Source organism: Aquabacterium sp., from assembly GCF_016195855.1.
In the GTDB taxonomy this organism is placed as follows: Bacteria; Pseudomonadota; Gammaproteobacteria; order Burkholderiales; family Burkholderiaceae_C; genus Aquabacterium.
Map to the genome: position 1 here is coordinate 36,478 of NZ_JACPYU010000027.1, position 14,485 is coordinate 50,962.

General features: G+C 64.9%; 12 protein-coding genes. 3 read left to right on the forward strand and 9 right to left on the reverse strand.

All coding sequences use genetic code 11. The features are described from left to right. The 5 genes from HY019_RS20820 to trpC all read right to left on the reverse strand — a co-directional run bounded on the left by HY019_RS20820 (position 1) and on the right by trpC (position 5,792). A complete protein-coding gene (locus tag HY019_RS20820; RefSeq protein WP_290695839.1) occupies positions 1-1,977 on the reverse strand; it encodes a hypothetical protein in 1,977 nt (658 codons plus the stop codon). A gap of 13 nt (positions 1,978-1,990) precedes the next feature. Then, positions 1,991-2,776: a polysaccharide biosynthesis/export family protein gene (locus tag HY019_RS20825; protein ID WP_290695841.1), complete on the reverse strand. Its 786-nt coding sequence runs from the start codon at positions 2,774-2,776 to the stop codon at positions 1,991-1,993. 87 nt (positions 2,777-2,863) lie between these two features. Then, a complete protein-coding gene (locus HY019_RS20830; RefSeq protein WP_290695842.1) occupies positions 2,864-3,781 on the reverse strand; it encodes a glycosyltransferase family 2 protein in 918 nt (305 codons plus the stop codon). Positions 3,782-4,154: 373 nt separating this feature from the next. Continuing rightward, positions 4,155-4,976: a uracil-DNA glycosylase gene (locus tag HY019_RS20835; protein WP_290695844.1), complete on the reverse strand. Its 822-nt coding sequence runs from the start codon at positions 4,974-4,976 to the stop codon at positions 4,155-4,157. 15 nt (positions 4,977-4,991) lie between these two features. Next, entirely contained in the window at positions 4,992-5,792 is an 801-nt protein-coding gene (gene trpC / locus HY019_RS20840; protein ID WP_290695845.1) for an indole-3-glycerol phosphate synthase TrpC, read from the reverse strand. Between the two features lie 143 nt (positions 5,793-5,935). Between trpC and HY019_RS20845 the strand changes: the two genes are divergently transcribed. Next, the gene (locus tag HY019_RS20845) at positions 5,936-7,858 is read left to right on the forward strand and encodes a diguanylate cyclase (RefSeq protein WP_290695846.1); all 1,923 of its coding nucleotides are present in this window, start codon (positions 5,936-5,938) and stop codon (positions 7,856-7,858) included. Here the strand turns inward: HY019_RS20845 and trpD are convergent. Both trpD and HY019_RS20855 read right to left on the reverse strand, forming a co-directional pair. Beyond that, the gene (gene trpD / locus HY019_RS20850; protein ID WP_290695847.1) at positions 7,818-8,861 is read right to left on the reverse strand and encodes an anthranilate phosphoribosyltransferase; all 1,044 of its coding nucleotides are present in this window, start codon (positions 8,859-8,861) and stop codon (positions 7,818-7,820) included. The genes HY019_RS20845 and trpD overlap by 41 nt on opposite strands. Before the next feature lie 14 nt (positions 8,862-8,875). After that, positions 8,876-9,460: an aminodeoxychorismate/anthranilate synthase component II gene (locus HY019_RS20855; protein WP_290695848.1), complete on the reverse strand. Its 585-nt coding sequence runs from the start codon at positions 9,458-9,460 to the stop codon at positions 8,876-8,878. Positions 9,461-9,731: 271 nt separating this feature from the next. Between HY019_RS20855 and HY019_RS20860 the strand changes: the two genes are divergently transcribed. Further along, on the forward strand, positions 9,732-10,835 hold the full coding sequence (locus HY019_RS20860; RefSeq protein ID WP_290695850.1) for an acyltransferase: 1,104 nt from the start codon (positions 9,732-9,734) through the stop codon (positions 10,833-10,835). 11 nt (positions 10,836-10,846) lie between these two features. Here HY019_RS20860 and trpE read toward each other — a convergent pair whose 3' ends face one another. Beyond that, a complete protein-coding gene (gene trpE, locus HY019_RS20865) occupies positions 10,847-12,325 on the reverse strand; it encodes an anthranilate synthase component I (RefSeq protein ID WP_290695852.1) in 1,479 nt (492 codons plus the stop codon). 471 nt (positions 12,326-12,796) lie between these two features. On the opposite strand from trpE, the gene HY019_RS20870 reads away from it, so the two are divergent. Continuing rightward, entirely contained in the window at positions 12,797-13,441 is a 645-nt protein-coding gene (locus HY019_RS20870; RefSeq protein ID WP_290695853.1) for a chalcone isomerase family protein, read from the forward strand. Between the two features lie 44 nt (positions 13,442-13,485). Here HY019_RS20870 and gph read toward each other — a convergent pair whose 3' ends face one another. Continuing rightward, positions 13,486-14,190 carry a phosphoglycolate phosphatase gene (gene gph, locus HY019_RS20875; protein WP_363302802.1) on the reverse strand — a complete coding sequence of 235 codons (705 nt, stop codon included), beginning with the start codon at positions 14,188-14,190 and terminating at the stop codon, positions 13,486-13,488. Positions 14,191-14,485: the final 295 nt, after the last annotated feature.

Genomic DNA, 14,485 nt, shown 5'->3' on the forward strand with positions numbered 1-14,485 from the left:
TCAACGTTGCAGCCAGCGAAGCACTTTCGGGGGAAGCTCGAATCGCCGGCGGTTGACAATGACGCCGTCCACTTTGCGGAAGGCGGTGCGCAAGACACCCAGCGCATTGTCCACCACGGGGATGGTGCTGGCACGTGCTTCCACCACCAAGACGATGAGATTGGCCTGACTCAGTCGCACAAATGCCTCACGGTTGCTGTGCAAACCCGAAGCTTCGAGCAAAACGACCTCGCCCGGGCTGGCCTGGACCACCTCAGGGTTGACACGCACCCGCAGTTCCTGCGCCTCCAGCAAGGTCTTCAGGCGAGCGGCGATGAAGCTCACCCCCTCGCCGGCGCGCGCCGAGGCCAGGCCCAGCACGAGGCCCTCCCGCTTGATGCGCTCCAGCGGCAGCGTGCCGTAGATGCGGTAGAGGCTGGCATGGAAGTCGTTGTCCGGCCCGCCTTCGGTGATGTCCTTGACGGTGGACCACAGCGGCACGCCAAAGCGCTCCTCGAAACGGCCACCATCGTGGATGCGCTGGTCAAACAGCGAGCACAGGTACACCACCAGCAAGCCCACCATGCCACCGGCCGGCAAAGCCATCAGGATCAGCAGCAGGCTCTTGGGCGAGCTGCGCGTGGGGTTCAGCGTGGCTTCCTGGATCTCGGCGATGTTGTTGATGCGCTGGTCGTCCAGGGCCTGGTCGATGCGAGCCTTCTCCAGGCTGTCCAGGTACAGGCCGCGGCTCTTCTCGGCCACCGACAGCACCTGCTCCAAACGGGCCAGCTCGGGCTCGTGCTCCAGCACCTTGCGGCGGGTGGCTTGCAGGTCGGCGATCTCCTTGTCGAAGGCCGCGTACAGGGTGTTGAGCTCCTGCAGGCGCACCGACTTCTCCAGCTGGTTGCGCTCCATGCTCACATTGAGCTCATTGGGCGTGCGCTTCTCGGAGCGCTGCACCACGCGGTCTTCGGCCTTGAGCTGCGACTCCAGCGTGGCGATGCTCTCGTTGAGCGCCAGGATGGTGGGGGCCGTGTCCTTGAACACCCGCAGGGCATCGGCGCGTTGGCGCTTGAGTTCGGCCAGTTGCGCACTCAGGGCCTGCCAGCTGGCGCTCTGGCTCAGGTCACGCTCGGACACGGACTCCTTGGGCAGGGCGCGTGCGCGGCCCGCGGCAAAGCTGATGCCGTTCTGCAAGGCATTGCGCTCGGCCACGATCTCGGCCAGGCGGGTACGCAGGTCATTGAGGCGCTTGCCCAGGTTGTCCAGGCGCTCCTGGGCGCTGGTGCCGTTGATCTCTTCCAGGCGCGTGCGCAACAGGGACTTGGCCGACTCGATCTGCTGATCGACATCACGCACCTTGCCCTCGTAGAACAAGACCAGGCCCTTGCGCCCCAACGCAGCCGTGCGCTGGTCCAGGTAGACGCGCACCCAGGTCTGCAGCACGCGTTGCGCCTGCTGCGGGTCGCTCCAGGTGAAGCTCAGCTCCATCACATTGGAGCCCGGCCCGTGGCTGACCTGAAAGCGCGCGGCCAGCAACTCGGCCAGGGCCTCTTCCTCGCTTTGCACCTCGGCCAGACCGATGAGCGACAGCCCTTCGGCCACGGCCTTGCCCACGGCCCGCTTGGCGGCCTTCAGCCCAGCCTTGATCGAGGCGAACACGCCTTCCTTGGGCTTCTCGGCGCTCATCTCGCTCAGGTACAGGCGCGCCACCTCCAGCAACACGGGGCGGCCGGTGATCATCTTCTCTTCGTCGATGATCGGGTCACGCGTGGTGCTTTGCGGGTAGATGGTCTGACGGTCGCCCGCATCGATGGGCACGGTCATGTTCTCGCGCCCGGGCTTGACCAGCAGGCGCGCGTCCGACACGTATTTGTGCGGCAGCAGGAAGGCGCCAAGCACCGCCAGCACCGCGGTGCTCACGAGGGCCAGGCGGAACTGGCGGTTGAAGATGTAGAACAGGCGAATCAGATCGCGCAAAGAACGAATATCGATCATGTAAAGAGCGCGATCAGTGGTTCAGATTGACATTGCCGTTGAGGCCCACGCCCACGGAGCGCGAGAAGGGCAGCAACTGATTGAAGTACAGGTCCACCCCATCGGCCTTGCCTCCGGCCGTGGACTTGGGCACGAACACGATGTCGCCGCGCTGCAGCGCGATCGAGGTGCGCCCGTCCCCAACTTGTTGCAGCGCGTTGCTGAAGTTCACGTAGTAGACCTGGTAGCGGTCCTTGTCGTCCAGGCGCAGCAGGGCCACGCGGCTGGGGTCGGCCGACACGGCCAGGCCGCCTGCGGCAAACATGGCCTGCTCCAGATTGGCCACGGCGTTGAGGTCGATGGTCAAGGGGTTGCGCACCGCCCCACCGATCACCACCTTGCTGGTCGGCGATGACACGATGTTGACCGTCACGCCCGGCTCACGGTAGTAGGCGTCGAGTTTGCTTCGCAACAGGGCTGCCAGCTCCTCGGGGGTCTTGCCTGCGGCCTCGACCGTGCCCGCATAGCGGAAAGAGAAAGTGCCATCAGGGCGCACCACATAGATCTGCGTCTGGCTGTCTTCCACCAGGTTGCGCAGGTCCAGCGAAGCCGAGTCCTGGGCGTCGCGCACGATGCGCAGGGTGTCGCCCGCGCGGATGCGTGTGGGGGCCTTGGGCATGGCGGCCAGCTGGGCTGTCGACAGCATCACCACGTTCAGCGTGGCGTCGTCCGGTGTTTCGAGCACGCTCATGGGCGTGCAGGCACACAGGCTGCATACAGCAAGCACAAAGGTCAGCAGGCGTACAAGGTACAGCTTCATGAGACACAGACGGGGCTGGGCACGAGCGAACGCCCGTGCGCGGATGATAAGAGGTCGAAACCCGGCGGGCTACCCGCATGGAGGGGCTCACCCCCCATGTTGTGGCTTCGTGATGTGCGCGGCGGCGCCGATCGAGTGTTGCCAGCGCACCAGCGCCGCGGCCATGCGGTTGCGCGAGGGGCGCCGCACCCAGGGCACGCCGAACTTGGCGAAAAAGCGCGCCATGCTGCGCAGATGGGTCTTGCCCGAGCGCGACAGGAGGCCGGCGCCACTGGCGCGCTGGTGGTCGTGCACCAACTCGACCTCGGGCACGGCCAGCACACGCCAGCCGTAAGCCCACATGCGGGCACACAGGTCCACTTCCTCGAAGTACAGGAAGTAGCCCTCATCCATGCGGCCCACCATCTCGAAGGCGCTGCGGCGCACGATGAAGCCCGTGCCCATGACCCAGTCTGCCTCGAAGGGCTCGTCGCGCCATTTGCGGGTCAGCAAGTGCGAGCTTTCCAGCTTGCGCATGGGCGCCAGGCGGCCCAGCGGGGTGCGCCGCGCCAGGATGTCGGGCAGGGAATAGAAACGACGGGCCGAGTACTGCAGGCTGCCATCGGGGTTGATGAGCTTGAGGCCCACCACACCCAGCCGGGGGCGCTGGTCGAACAGGCGGCGCACCACGTCCATGTTGTTGCGCAGGAAGTGCGTGTCCGGGTTGAGCACCAGCACCAGATCGGTTTTCAGGGCCGCGGCCCCCAGGTTCACGCCTGCACCAAAGCCCCCATTGACTTTGGACAAGACGCGCACCACGCCATCGGGCAAACTTTGGTTCAGACGCTGGCCCGAGCCATCCGGTGAGTCGTTGTCGACGACAACGATGTGTTGCGGCAGGGCAATGCGGTGCGCGAGCAGCGACGCCACACACTGCATGGTCAGGTCGTAGGTCTGGTAGTTGACGATGACCACGCCCAGGCTGCTTGAGGGCGGCTGAAGGCCAGAAAACGAGTTTTCGGTCATGGTGTGGGTACCTCTGTAAGCAATGCCGGCGCGCACAGCGCCAAGGACGACGTACGCAGCCCATGCGGACATGGATGCGCGCCGCCTCTTGGGCGATGAGCAAAATCGAGCCCCACCATCGAATGCGTCGGGCCGACAAGACCGTTTGGGGTCGTGGCCACCGCCGTCAGGGCGCTGAGGTGGATTTTCCGACTTTTTCGGTCAAATGAGGGTGAACCCTAGGCCCCGCGAATGGGTGGTACTTGTGCGCATCGGTTTCATTCCTCGCGAAATGACCCCTTATTGCCATCCGATCAACGGATTCCGTTTCATTTGTGTTGTGCTTACCTCACACCCGTGCGCCACACATTTGAATGGCGCAGGCAGCAACGGGTCAGGCCAACGACCAATCCAGGTGCTCGCCTTGGCCTTGCCAGAATTTGCAAGCTTGGCTGAAGTGGCCATTGCCCACAAAGGGCACCGGCCCGCGCGTGGCCGACAAGGGTGAGGGGTGGTTGCTTTGCAGGATCAGGTGCCGGGCCGCGTCACCACCAAGCTGATGCGCCGCCTGCGCGATCAAGGGCGCCTTGCGTTGTGCATGGGCGCCCCAGAGCATGAACACCTTCGGGCCCGCGTCTGCCGCCACGGCGGAGATGAGGGCATCGGTCAGCAGCTCCCAGCCCCAGCCGGCATGACTGGCTGCCTCGCCGGATTTGACGGTCAGCACGGTGTTGAGCAGGAGCACGCCCCGCTCGGCCCAGGCCTGCAGGCAACCGTGCACCGGCGGCGTCAAGCCCAGGTCACGCTGGATTTCCTTGCGGATGTTGCGCAGGCTGGGCGGAATGGGCACCCCTGGCTGCACCGAGAACGCCAGGCCATGCGCCTGGCCCGGCCCGTGATACGGGTCCTGCCCCAGGATGACCACCTTGATCTGCGCGCGACGCGTCAGGCGCAGGGCGGCGAACACGTCCTGGGGAAAGATGGCGTCACCCGCCTGGCGCGCGGCTTCCACCTTGTCTACCAGGGCCGTGCCTGCTGCGCTGGCCCGGAACGAAGCCGTGAGCGCGTGCCAGTCAGCGGGCACCTCGTCGAACAACTGGCTGAGCGGTCGGCTCAATTGGGGGTTCAATTGGTGGCCCAGGTTGTGGCCTTGCGGCTCGGTCAGCTCGGCAGAGGCCGATGCGTCCCCATCAAACAGGGCCTGTTGGCTGCCCATGTGCGCGCCGCCGGCTCAGGCGAACAAGGTGGCCAGCGCCACACCCGGATCAGGCTGGCGCATGAAGGCCTCGCCCACCAGGAAGGCGTGCACGTTGGCATCGCGCATGCGCTGCACATCGGCGGCGCCCAGGATGCCCGACTCGGTCACCAGCAGGCGGTCAGCCGGCACGCGCGGCAGCAGGCCCAGCGTGGTGTCGAGCGTGACCTCGAAGGTGCGCAGGTTGCGGTTGTTGATGCCCACCAGCGGTGTCTTGAGCTTGAGCGCGCGGTCCAGCTCGGCGCCGTCATGCACCTCGACCAGCACAGCCATGCCCAGCTCGAAGGCACAGGCTTCGAGGTCGGCCATCTGGGCGTCGTCCAGGCAAGCGGCGATCAGCAAGATGCAATCGGCGCCCATGGCACGGGCCTCGTAGACCTGGTAGGCGTCCACCATGAAGTCCTTGCGCAGCACGGGCAAGGCGCAGGCGGCGCGGGCTTCCTGCAGGTAGCGCTCGCAGCCCTGGAAGAACTGCGCATCGGTCAGCACGCTCAGGCAGGCCGCGCCGTGGCTGGCGTAGCTGGCGGCGATCTCGGCCGGCACGAAATGCTCGCGCAGCACGCCCTTGCTGGGGCTGGCCTTCTTGACCTCGGCGATGACCCCGGCCCGGCCCGCCGCGATCTTGGCGCGCAAAGCGCCAACAAAGTCACGAACATCGGCCAGATCGCGGTTGCGCGCCTCGGCTTGCGCTCGCACAGTGCTCAATGATTTGAGCTGGAGGGCGGCGGCGATTTCTTCGTGCTTGACAGCAACGATCTTGTTGAGGATGTCGGACATGGGTGGGCCTGGATGCGGTCAGACCCGGATTATCCGCGTTTGGCGCCCTTGCCGTGAAAGGCGACCGATTGGCGCCTGCCCGATGTCTGTAATCCCTCCGGTTCTGGCCGATAAGAGATCACCTCCTGTTTGAGAGTTTGCATTTGGCCTGGGCCACTTTTCACCGCTTGCTGACCCGTCTGCTGGCGCTCACGCTGTTGAGCCTGCTGGCCTTTGGCGTTCGCGCCAACACGATCGCGCTGGACGAGCACTTCAGCAGCGAAGCCATCGGGCGCCACCTGCGCGTGCTGGAAGACCGCAGCGGGCGCATGAGCGTGCAGGAGGTCGCGGCCACCCACCAGGACAGCCGCTGGGAAGACCGCCGCAGCGAGAACCTGAACTTCGGCTACAGCAAATCGGCCTTCTGGCTGCATGGCGAGCTGCTCAACCAAAGCCAACAGACGGACTGGCTGCTGGGCATGCGCTACCCCTTGCTGGACTATGTCGACATCTATGTGGTGTGGCCCGACGGGCGCGTGCAACACCACGCCAGCGGTGACCGGCGCCCCTTCCACACCCGTGACCTGGACGACCGCAACTTCTACTTCAAGCTGAAACTGCAGCCGGGCGAACGCGTGCAGCTGTATGCGCGCATTGCCGGGCAAGGCTCGCTGCAGGCCCCGCTGGAGATCAGCACCCCACGCGCCTACGCGCAGCAATCACGCCAGGAGCAACTGCTGTTGGGTGTCTACAGCGGTGCGCTGCTGGCCATGCTGCTCTACAACCTGCTGCTGTGCATTTCGCTGCGCGACAAGGCGCATGTCGACTATGTGATCTACATCGGCGTGTTCGGCATGGCGCAACTCACGCTCAGCGGCCTGGCGTTCGAGCACCTGTGGCCCAACTACCCCAACTGGGGCAATGAAGCGGCCCCCGTGTTCATGGGCCTGACGGGCTGGTCGCTGGTGCTCTTCAGCCGCCAGTTCCTGAGCCTGGACAAGCACTGGCCCCGCGCCGACTTCGCCATGCGGGCACTGCAGTGGCTCTTCCTGGCCGCCGTGCCGGAAACCTATGTGCTGCCCTATGCCATCCCGATCAAGATCGTGACCCTGGCCACCATCGTCACGCCCATCTTGCTGCTGATCATCACCGTTGCCCTGTTGCGCCAGGGTGTGCGCCAGGCCAGCTATTTCCTGGCCGCTTTCACCGTGCTGCTGCTGGGCGTGCTGTTGACGGCGCTGCACATGTTCGGCATCGTGCAGCGCAACTTCCTGACCGAGTACAGCATGCAGATCGGCTCGATGCTGGAGTTCACGCTGCTGTCCTTTGCGCTGGCCCACCGCGTCAAGCTGGCACGCGAAGAAAACGAGCGCCTGCAGCAAGCGCATGCCGCCGAGCTGGAAGCCCGGGTGCTGTCGCGCACGCGGGAGCTCGACAAGGCCATGACCGAGCTGACCCAGGTCAATGAGCGCCTGCACGCCCTGACCGAGCAGGATGCGCTGACCGGCCTGAAGAACCGCATGTTCCTGTCCGAGCGCATGCCCGAGATGTGGCGCCAGGCCCAGCGCTGGCACACGCCCGTGTCGGTGTTGATGATTGACGTGGACCACTTCAAGGGCGTCAATGACCAGCATGGCCACCTGGCCGGCGACGAGGCCCTCAAGCAAGTGGCCCAGGTGATCGCCCATACCGTGCAGCGGCCAGGCGACCATGCCGTGCGTTATGGCGGCGAGGAGTTCCTGGTGATCCTGCCGCAGACCCACACCGTGGGGGCCGCGCACATTGCCGAAACCATCCGCCTGGGCGTGCAAGCCCTGGACTTCCGCTGGGGCGATCAACGCATCCCGCTGACGGTGAGCATCGGCCTGGCCAGCGTGGTGCCCAACGCCGATCTGCCGCCACAGGCCTTGCTCAATGCCGCAGACCGCCTGCTCTACCAGGCCAAGCAGGAAGGGCGCAACCGCTGCGCCCTCATCCCCGAAGCCCTGGCAACCTTGCCACGCAAGGCTGGTGCGTCAGGCGCTACAAGCCCGGCAGGCAAGCCGATCAAGCCTGCGGGGCAGCCAAGCCCTGCGTCGTCTGAATGAAGTTGAACAGCGCCTCGCCGGCCTTGCCGCTGGCGATGGCGTCACGGGCACGCTCGATGCCCTCACTCAGCGAATCAGCCACATTGGCCGCATAAAGTGCCGCACCGGCGTTGAGCAGCACGATGTCGCGCGCCGGGCCCGGCTCGTTGTCGAACACACGGCGCATGATGGCCACGGACATCTCGCGGGTGGGCGCCTTGAGCATGGAGCCATCGTGCTCGGCCAGGCCGAACTGGCCCGGGTTGATGCGGTACTCGCGCACGTCGCCATCTTTGAGCTCGGCCACGAGCGTGTCACCCGCCAGCGTGATCTCATCGAGCCCGTCACTGCCATGCACGACCAGCACGTGGTCAGAGCCCAGGCGCTGCAGCACGCGCGCCATGATGCCCACCAGATCGGGGTGGAACACGCCCATCAGCTGATTGGGGGCCCCTGCCGGGTTGGTCAGCGGGCCCAGGATGTTGAACAGGGTGCGCACACCCAGCTCCTTGCGCACCGGCGCCGCGTGCTTCATGGCGCCATGGTGGTTGGGCGCAAACATGAAGCCCACATTGCTGGCCGCCAGACACTGCGCCACCTGCTCGGGCACGAGGTTGATGGCCGCACCCAGCGCTTCGAGCGCATCGGCACTGCCCGTGCTGGACGACACACTGCGCCCACCGTGCTTGGCCACGCGTGCCCCGGCGGCGGCGGCCACGAACATGGCCGTGGTCGAGATGTTGAAGGTGTGCTGGCCATCACCACCGGTGCCACACAGGTCCACCAGGTGCAGCTTGTTGGAGATGTGCACCGGCGTGGCGAATTCGCGCATCACCTGGGCCGCGGCCGTGATCTCGCCGACGGTCTCTTTCTTGACGCGCAAACCCGTGATGAAGGCCGCCATGACGACGGGCGACATCTCGCCACGCATGATGCGGCGCATGAGGCCCAGCATCTCGTCGTGGAAGATCTCGCGGTGCTCGATGACGCGCTGCAGGGCCTGTTGATCGCTCAGCTGGGACATGTCAACAACCTCGATTACATCTTCAGGAAATTGGCCAGCATGGCGTGACCATGCTCGGTCAGGATCGATTCGGGGTGGAACTGCACGCCTTCCAGCGGTGCGAAGTGCGGGTCCGTCTGCGGGCCCTTGTGGCGCACGCCCATGATCTCGCCGTCGTCCGTCCAGGAGCTGACCTCCAGGCAATCGGGCAGGCTGGCGCGCTCGATGGCCAGCGAGTGGTAGCGGATCACGGTGAACTGGCGCGGCAGGCCGGCGTACACACCCTTTTCGTCGGTGGTGAGGATGCTGGTCTTGCCATGCATCTGCTCGCGCGCCCGGATGACCTTGCCACCCAGGGCCGCACCGATGCTCTGGTGACCCAGGCACACGCCCAGGATCGGCAACTGGCCTTTGAAACGCTGCAAGGCGGGCACACACACGCCGGCCTCAGCGGGCGAACAGGGGCCGGGCGACAGCACCAGGCGGTCGGGCTTGAGCGCAGCGATCTGATCGAGCGTGATCTCGTCGTTGCGGTAGACCTTCACCTCTTCACCCAGCTCGCAGAAGTACTGCACCAGGTTGAAGGTGAAACTGTCGTAGTTGTCGATCATGAGCAGCATGGGCACTATCCAGATTCGGGATGTGAGTCATGGGATGGTCTTGCACCATCCCTCAGAAGATTCCCCCTCGGAGACCCTTTTCAGCGGGTGCGCACCGGGGCGTGTGCGCATGCAGGGTCGAGCAGTGTCTGGCTGGCGTCACCGCCACCAGCGTACGTCCAGGCGAGAGAAGTCCGAGGGTTGCTGCATCGCATCGATTCTACATGGCCCCGCCCTGATTGAGGGGGCACCCACCGGCTTAGGCCTCGGCCCGCCATGACAAGATGCAGGCATGACACGCCCCGCTTCACCCGCAGCCAGCCCGGCGCACAACCTGCTTGGGCTGGAGCTGCTGCGCTTTGCCTGTGCCATCTCGGTACTGGTCTGGCACTACAACCACTTTTACGTGGTCGGGTCGGCGCATGTGGGCTTTGAGGTCACGCAGCAGCCGCTGTACGCCTTGCTCAAGCCCTTTTATGAAGCCGGCTGGCTGGGGGTGCAGGCCTTCTGGGCGCTGTCGGGCTTCATCTTCTTCTGGAAATACGCCCAGCCCGTGTCGCAAGGGCAGGTCAGCGCGTGGCGCTTTGCCGTGCTGCGCTTTTCACGCCTGTACCCGCTGCATCTGCTGACGCTGCTGGCCGTGGCGGGCCTGGCCTGGTGGTATCGCCAGCTGCAGGGCAGCGACTACGTCTACCAGTACAACGACTGGCCGCACTTCGCGCTGCAGCTGGCCATGGCCAGTGATTGGGCGGGGCGCAGCGAGTGGTCGTTCAACGGCCCGATCTGGAGCATCTCCATCGAGGTGCTGGTTTATGCGCTGTTCTTCGTGCTGTGCAAGCTGGGCCTGACGCGCTGGTGGCAGGCGCTGGGCCTGGTCGGCTTGGCCGCCCTGGTCTACGCCTTGAAGCTCACGCCCCACCCCATCGTGCTGTGCGTGTTCTTCTTCTACCTCGGTGCGCTGACGCACCTGGCGCACGAGGCCTTGCTCAAACGGCCGCGTGGGCAACAGCACGCGGTGCTGGCCTTGGGCCTGCTGGCGGTGGCGGCGGGCACGGCCCTGGTGGCCAGCGGCAAGTTGCGCCCCATGTTCTATGTGGCCCTGTTGACCCCGGTGGCGCTGCTGGTGCTGCTGGACTGGGTGCAGCCGACGTCACCCGCCGCAGTGCACTGGATCAACAAGCTGGGCAACACGACCTATGCCAGCTACCTGCTGCACTTCCCGCTGCAACTGCTGCTGGCCTGCCTGAGCAGTGCGCTGAGCTGGCACTGGCCTTTGCATGAGCCTGTGTGGCTGCTGGCCTATCTGCTGACCGTGTTCGGCCTGGCCTCGCTGGTGTACCAGGCGGTGGAGATGCCCGCCCAGACCTGGCTGCGCCAGCGCCTGGACAAGCGCTGAGCCGCCCGGCCTTACAAGCCCTGTTCGACCATCTCGGCCGCGCGCACCACGGCACGGGCCTTGGCCTCGGTCTCTTTCCATTCCAGCTCGGGCACGGAGTCGGCCACCACGCCGGCACCGGCCTGCACATACAAGGTCTGGTCCTTGATGACGCCGGTGCGGATGGCAATGGCCACGTCCATGTCGCCCGCAAAGCTCAGGTAGCCCACGGCGCCGCCGTAGACGCCCCGCTGCACGGGCTCCAGCTCGTCGATGATCTCCATCGCGCGGATCTTGGGCGCACCGCTGAGCGTGCCGGCGGGGAAGCTCGCGCGCAGCACGTCCAGCCCTGTCATGCCGTCCTTCAAGCTGCCTTCGACATTGCTGACGATGTGCATCACGTGTGAATAGCGCTCGATGCCGAACTGCTCGGTCACCTTGACCGAACCCGTCTTGGCGATGCGGCCGATGTCGTTGCGGGCCAGGTCGATCAGCATGACGTGCTCGGCACGCTCTTTCGGGTCGGCCAGCAGCTCGCGCTCGTTGGCCACGTCCTGCTCGGGCGTGGCACCACGCGGGCGCGTGCCGGCGATCGGGCGGATGGTGACCGTCTCGCCGCCATCCTTGTTCTTCTCCTGGCGCACGAGGATCTCTGGCGAGGAGCCCACGACATGGTGGTCGCCCATGTCGTAGTAATACATATAGGGGCTCGGGTTGAGCGAGCGCAGCGCACGGTACAGGTTCAAGGGCGAGGCGGTATAGCGCTTTTGCAGACGCTGACCGATGACGACCTGCATGCAGTCCCCTGCGGCGATGTAGTCCTTGCACTTGAGCACAGCGGCTTCAAAGTCGGCCTTGGCGAAATGGCGCTCGACCGGGTAGGACTCACTCGGCGTGATGGGCGGCACCGGCACGACCTCGTTGAGCTGGGCCTGCAGTTGCGCGATGCGCGTGGCGGCCTTGGCGTAGGCACCAGTCTGAGCGGGGTCGGCGTACACGATCAGGAAAAGGCGATCGGCCAGGTTGTCGATCACGGCCAGCTCTTCACACTGCAGCAGCAGGATGTCGGGCGTGCCGATGCCACCGGGCTTGTGTGTGTTGGCCAGGCGGTGCTCGATGTGGCGCACCGTGTCGTAGCCGAAGTAGCCCGCCAGGCCACCGCAGAAGCGCGGCAGGCCTTGCGGCACGGCCACCTTGAAGCGCTGCTGGTAGCTGGCGATGAAGTCCAGCGGGTTGCCCTCGAAGGTCTCGACCACGGCGCCATCGGTCACGACCTCGACATGGCGGCCACTCGAGCGGACCAGCGTGTGTGCAGGCAAACCCACGAACGAGTAGCGGCCAAAGCGCTCGCCACCCACGACGGACTCCAGCAGGAAGCTCAGCGGCTGGCCTTTGGTCAGCTTGAGGTAGAGCGACAGCGGGGTGTCCAGATCGGCCAAGGCCTGCGCGACCAAAGGGATGCGGTTGTGGCCTTGTGCGGCCAGGGCATTGAATTCGTGTTCTGTGATCATGGTGGGGGCCTCCGAGCCCGGTAGCGCAACCAGCAGTCTGCTTTGCGCCACATATGTCATCTTGTGAAACCCCCCATAGGGGCGAATCAGACCCGACCGTTAACGCCCGCTTACCGTTGTGACGTCAACGGATGCTTGCCGCCAGGGCACGCCGCTATGATCGCGGCGCACTGAGCGACAAGATAAATAGGGAGTCAGCGTCGCCAGGGCCATGCCCCCCGGTCGTGCGAACCTTTGGTCTGTTTGCGCGAGATGAACATCAAAACAGTGTAGCAGGGCGCTCTTTACAAAGCTTCGCGCCAGATGACCAGAAAACACCCCCCTTGAGTGAGCCATGGCGGCAAGGGCAAACCCAGATTGTGATTCGCGTTGAACGGGTAACAATCTCTTACCAGTACAGTTCATGTCTGGCGTGAATCTGCCCTTGACGAGGCGCAGGTTTGCCATGCAGGACACATCCAAAGTATTCGTATGCTGTTGACTCTCGCTGGAATGGCCCGCATCGGGCGCAACGCCCTGCTTACTGCAGGCCTGACGCTGCTGACCGGGTTGCCGCAGTTGGCCCGCGCCCAAAGCGCCGACGTGGTGGGTGTGCACTACCCCGCCGCCATCAAGGTGGAAGGCAACAACCTGACGCTCAATGGCAGCGGCATCAGCTACCGCGCGGTGGCCAAGCTCTACACAGTCGGCCTGTACGTGCCCCAGAAGGCCAGCAAATCCGACGCCATCTTCGCCACGGGCGGCCCCAAGCAACTGCGCTTCGTGATGCTGCAAGGCATGCGCGTGGACGAGTTGGGCAAGGTCATCACCAAGGGCATCGAGAACAACAGCAGCCGTGAAGAGTTCTTCAAGCTGATCCCCTCCATCCGCATGATGGGCGAGGAGTTCTCGCGCATCAAACGCCTGAACGCCGGCGACATCTTCGCCATCGAGTTCGTGCCCAAGCGCGGCACCATGTTCTTCGTCAACGGCCAGCCTGCCGGCCTGCCCCTGGAAGACGTGGGCTTCTTCCCCGCCGTGCTGCGCACCTGGCTGGGCAACCGCCCGGTCACGCAAGACCTGAAAGATGCCTTGCTCGACTACAAGGCGCCGCCGGTGCTGGACGCGCTGCAGTAAGCGGCCTTGCCCTGCGGCGGCTTATCGCCACCGCCTGATCACATTCAATTGGCCTGCCCTAACACGGCAGGCCAATTCACTTGGTCCAGACGCGGCACGTGGGCCACGGCCGGCACCTCTTCAATCGGGTGGCCGTGGTTGTAGCCGTAGGTCACCAGCAGGATCTCGCAACCGGCCGCACGGGCAGCCTGCGCGTCGTTGCTGGAGTCGCCCACCATCAGCGTGGTGGCGGTGCTCGTGCCCAGGGCCTCGCAGGTCTTGATCAAGGGCAGAGGGTCGGGCTTCTTGCGCGCAAAGGCGTCCCCGCCAAACACCTGGTCGAAAAAGCCCAGCAAGCCCTTGCGCTCCAGCAACTGCTTGGCAAAGGCCGTGGGCTTGTTGGTCAGGCAGGCCAGCGGCACGCCCAGCTCGCGCAACTGCGCCAGGCCCTCGGCCACACCGGGGAAGACATCCGACGCCTCGCCATTGAGGCGCGGGTAATGCTCGTGATAGTGGTGCAGCGCCGCGGGCAGGGTTTCGGCCACCTCGGCGGCATCAGGCGACAGGCCCCAGGCTTGCGCCAGGCTGCGCCGCAGCAGGTCCTCGGTGCCCTTGCCCACCGTCAGCGAGATGAAGGCGCGGTCGACGCGCGCGATCTCGACCGGGTGGCAACCCAGATCGGCCAGCGTGTGCTGAAGGACAACGACAAAGTCACCGATGGTGTCGACCATGGTGCCGTCAAGATCGATGATGGCGGCTTGAAAAGGCATGTGGTTCGACGTAATAGAGTCAGTAAACATGGAATAGAGTCCGTAAATACTGGCGACTCAACCGACATCGCCCAAGAATAGAGTCCGTAACTATGGCCGAAGCCCCGCCAATCTGCATCGGGGTTCTATCTGTATCCCGCCATGCTTCTGGGATGGCCGAACTCAGATGCGGTTGCCCGGAGCCCCTGCTTCACACCTGTCGCCAGAAAGCAATTCAAGCTTACAAAGCCCTCCCTAGACCACAGCCAATGGGTTAACCACTCGCTGCTCGCCGTTGCGAGCCGACACATCGAAT

Coding starts and splice junctions, on each gene's coding strand:
- HY019_RS20820 (WP_290695839.1), bottom strand. CDS start 1,977: ATGATCGATATTCGTTCTTTGCGCGATCTGATTCGCCTGTTCTACATC.
- HY019_RS20825 (WP_290695841.1), bottom strand. CDS start 2,776: ATGAAGCTGTACCTTGTACGCCTGCTGACCTTTGTGCTTGCTGTATGC.
- HY019_RS20830 (WP_290695842.1), bottom strand. CDS start 3,781: ATGACCGAAAACTCGTTTTCTGGCCTTCAGCCGCCCTCAAGCAGCCTG.
- HY019_RS20835 (WP_290695844.1), bottom strand. CDS start 4,976: ATGGGCAGCCAACAGGCCCTGTTTGATGGGGACGCATCGGCCTCTGCC.
- trpC (WP_290695845.1), bottom strand. CDS start 5,792: ATGTCCGACATCCTCAACAAGATCGTTGCTGTCAAGCACGAAGAAATC.
- trpD (WP_290695847.1), bottom strand. CDS start 8,861: ATGTCCCAGCTGAGCGATCAACAGGCCCTGCAGCGCGTCATCGAGCAC.
- HY019_RS20855 (WP_290695848.1), bottom strand. CDS start 9,460: ATGCTGCTCATGATCGACAACTACGACAGTTTCACCTTCAACCTGGTG.
- HY019_RS20860 (WP_290695850.1), top strand. CDS start 9,732: ATGACACGCCCCGCTTCACCCGCAGCCAGCCCGGCGCACAACCTGCTT.
- trpE (WP_290695852.1), bottom strand. CDS start 12,325: ATGATCACAGAACACGAATTCAATGCCCTGGCCGCACAAGGCCACAAC.
- HY019_RS20870 (WP_290695853.1), top strand. CDS start 12,797: ATGCTGTTGACTCTCGCTGGAATGGCCCGCATCGGGCGCAACGCCCTG.
- gph (WP_363302802.1), bottom strand. CDS start 14,190: ATGCCTTTTCAAGCCGCCATCATCGATCTTGACGGCACCATGGTCGAC.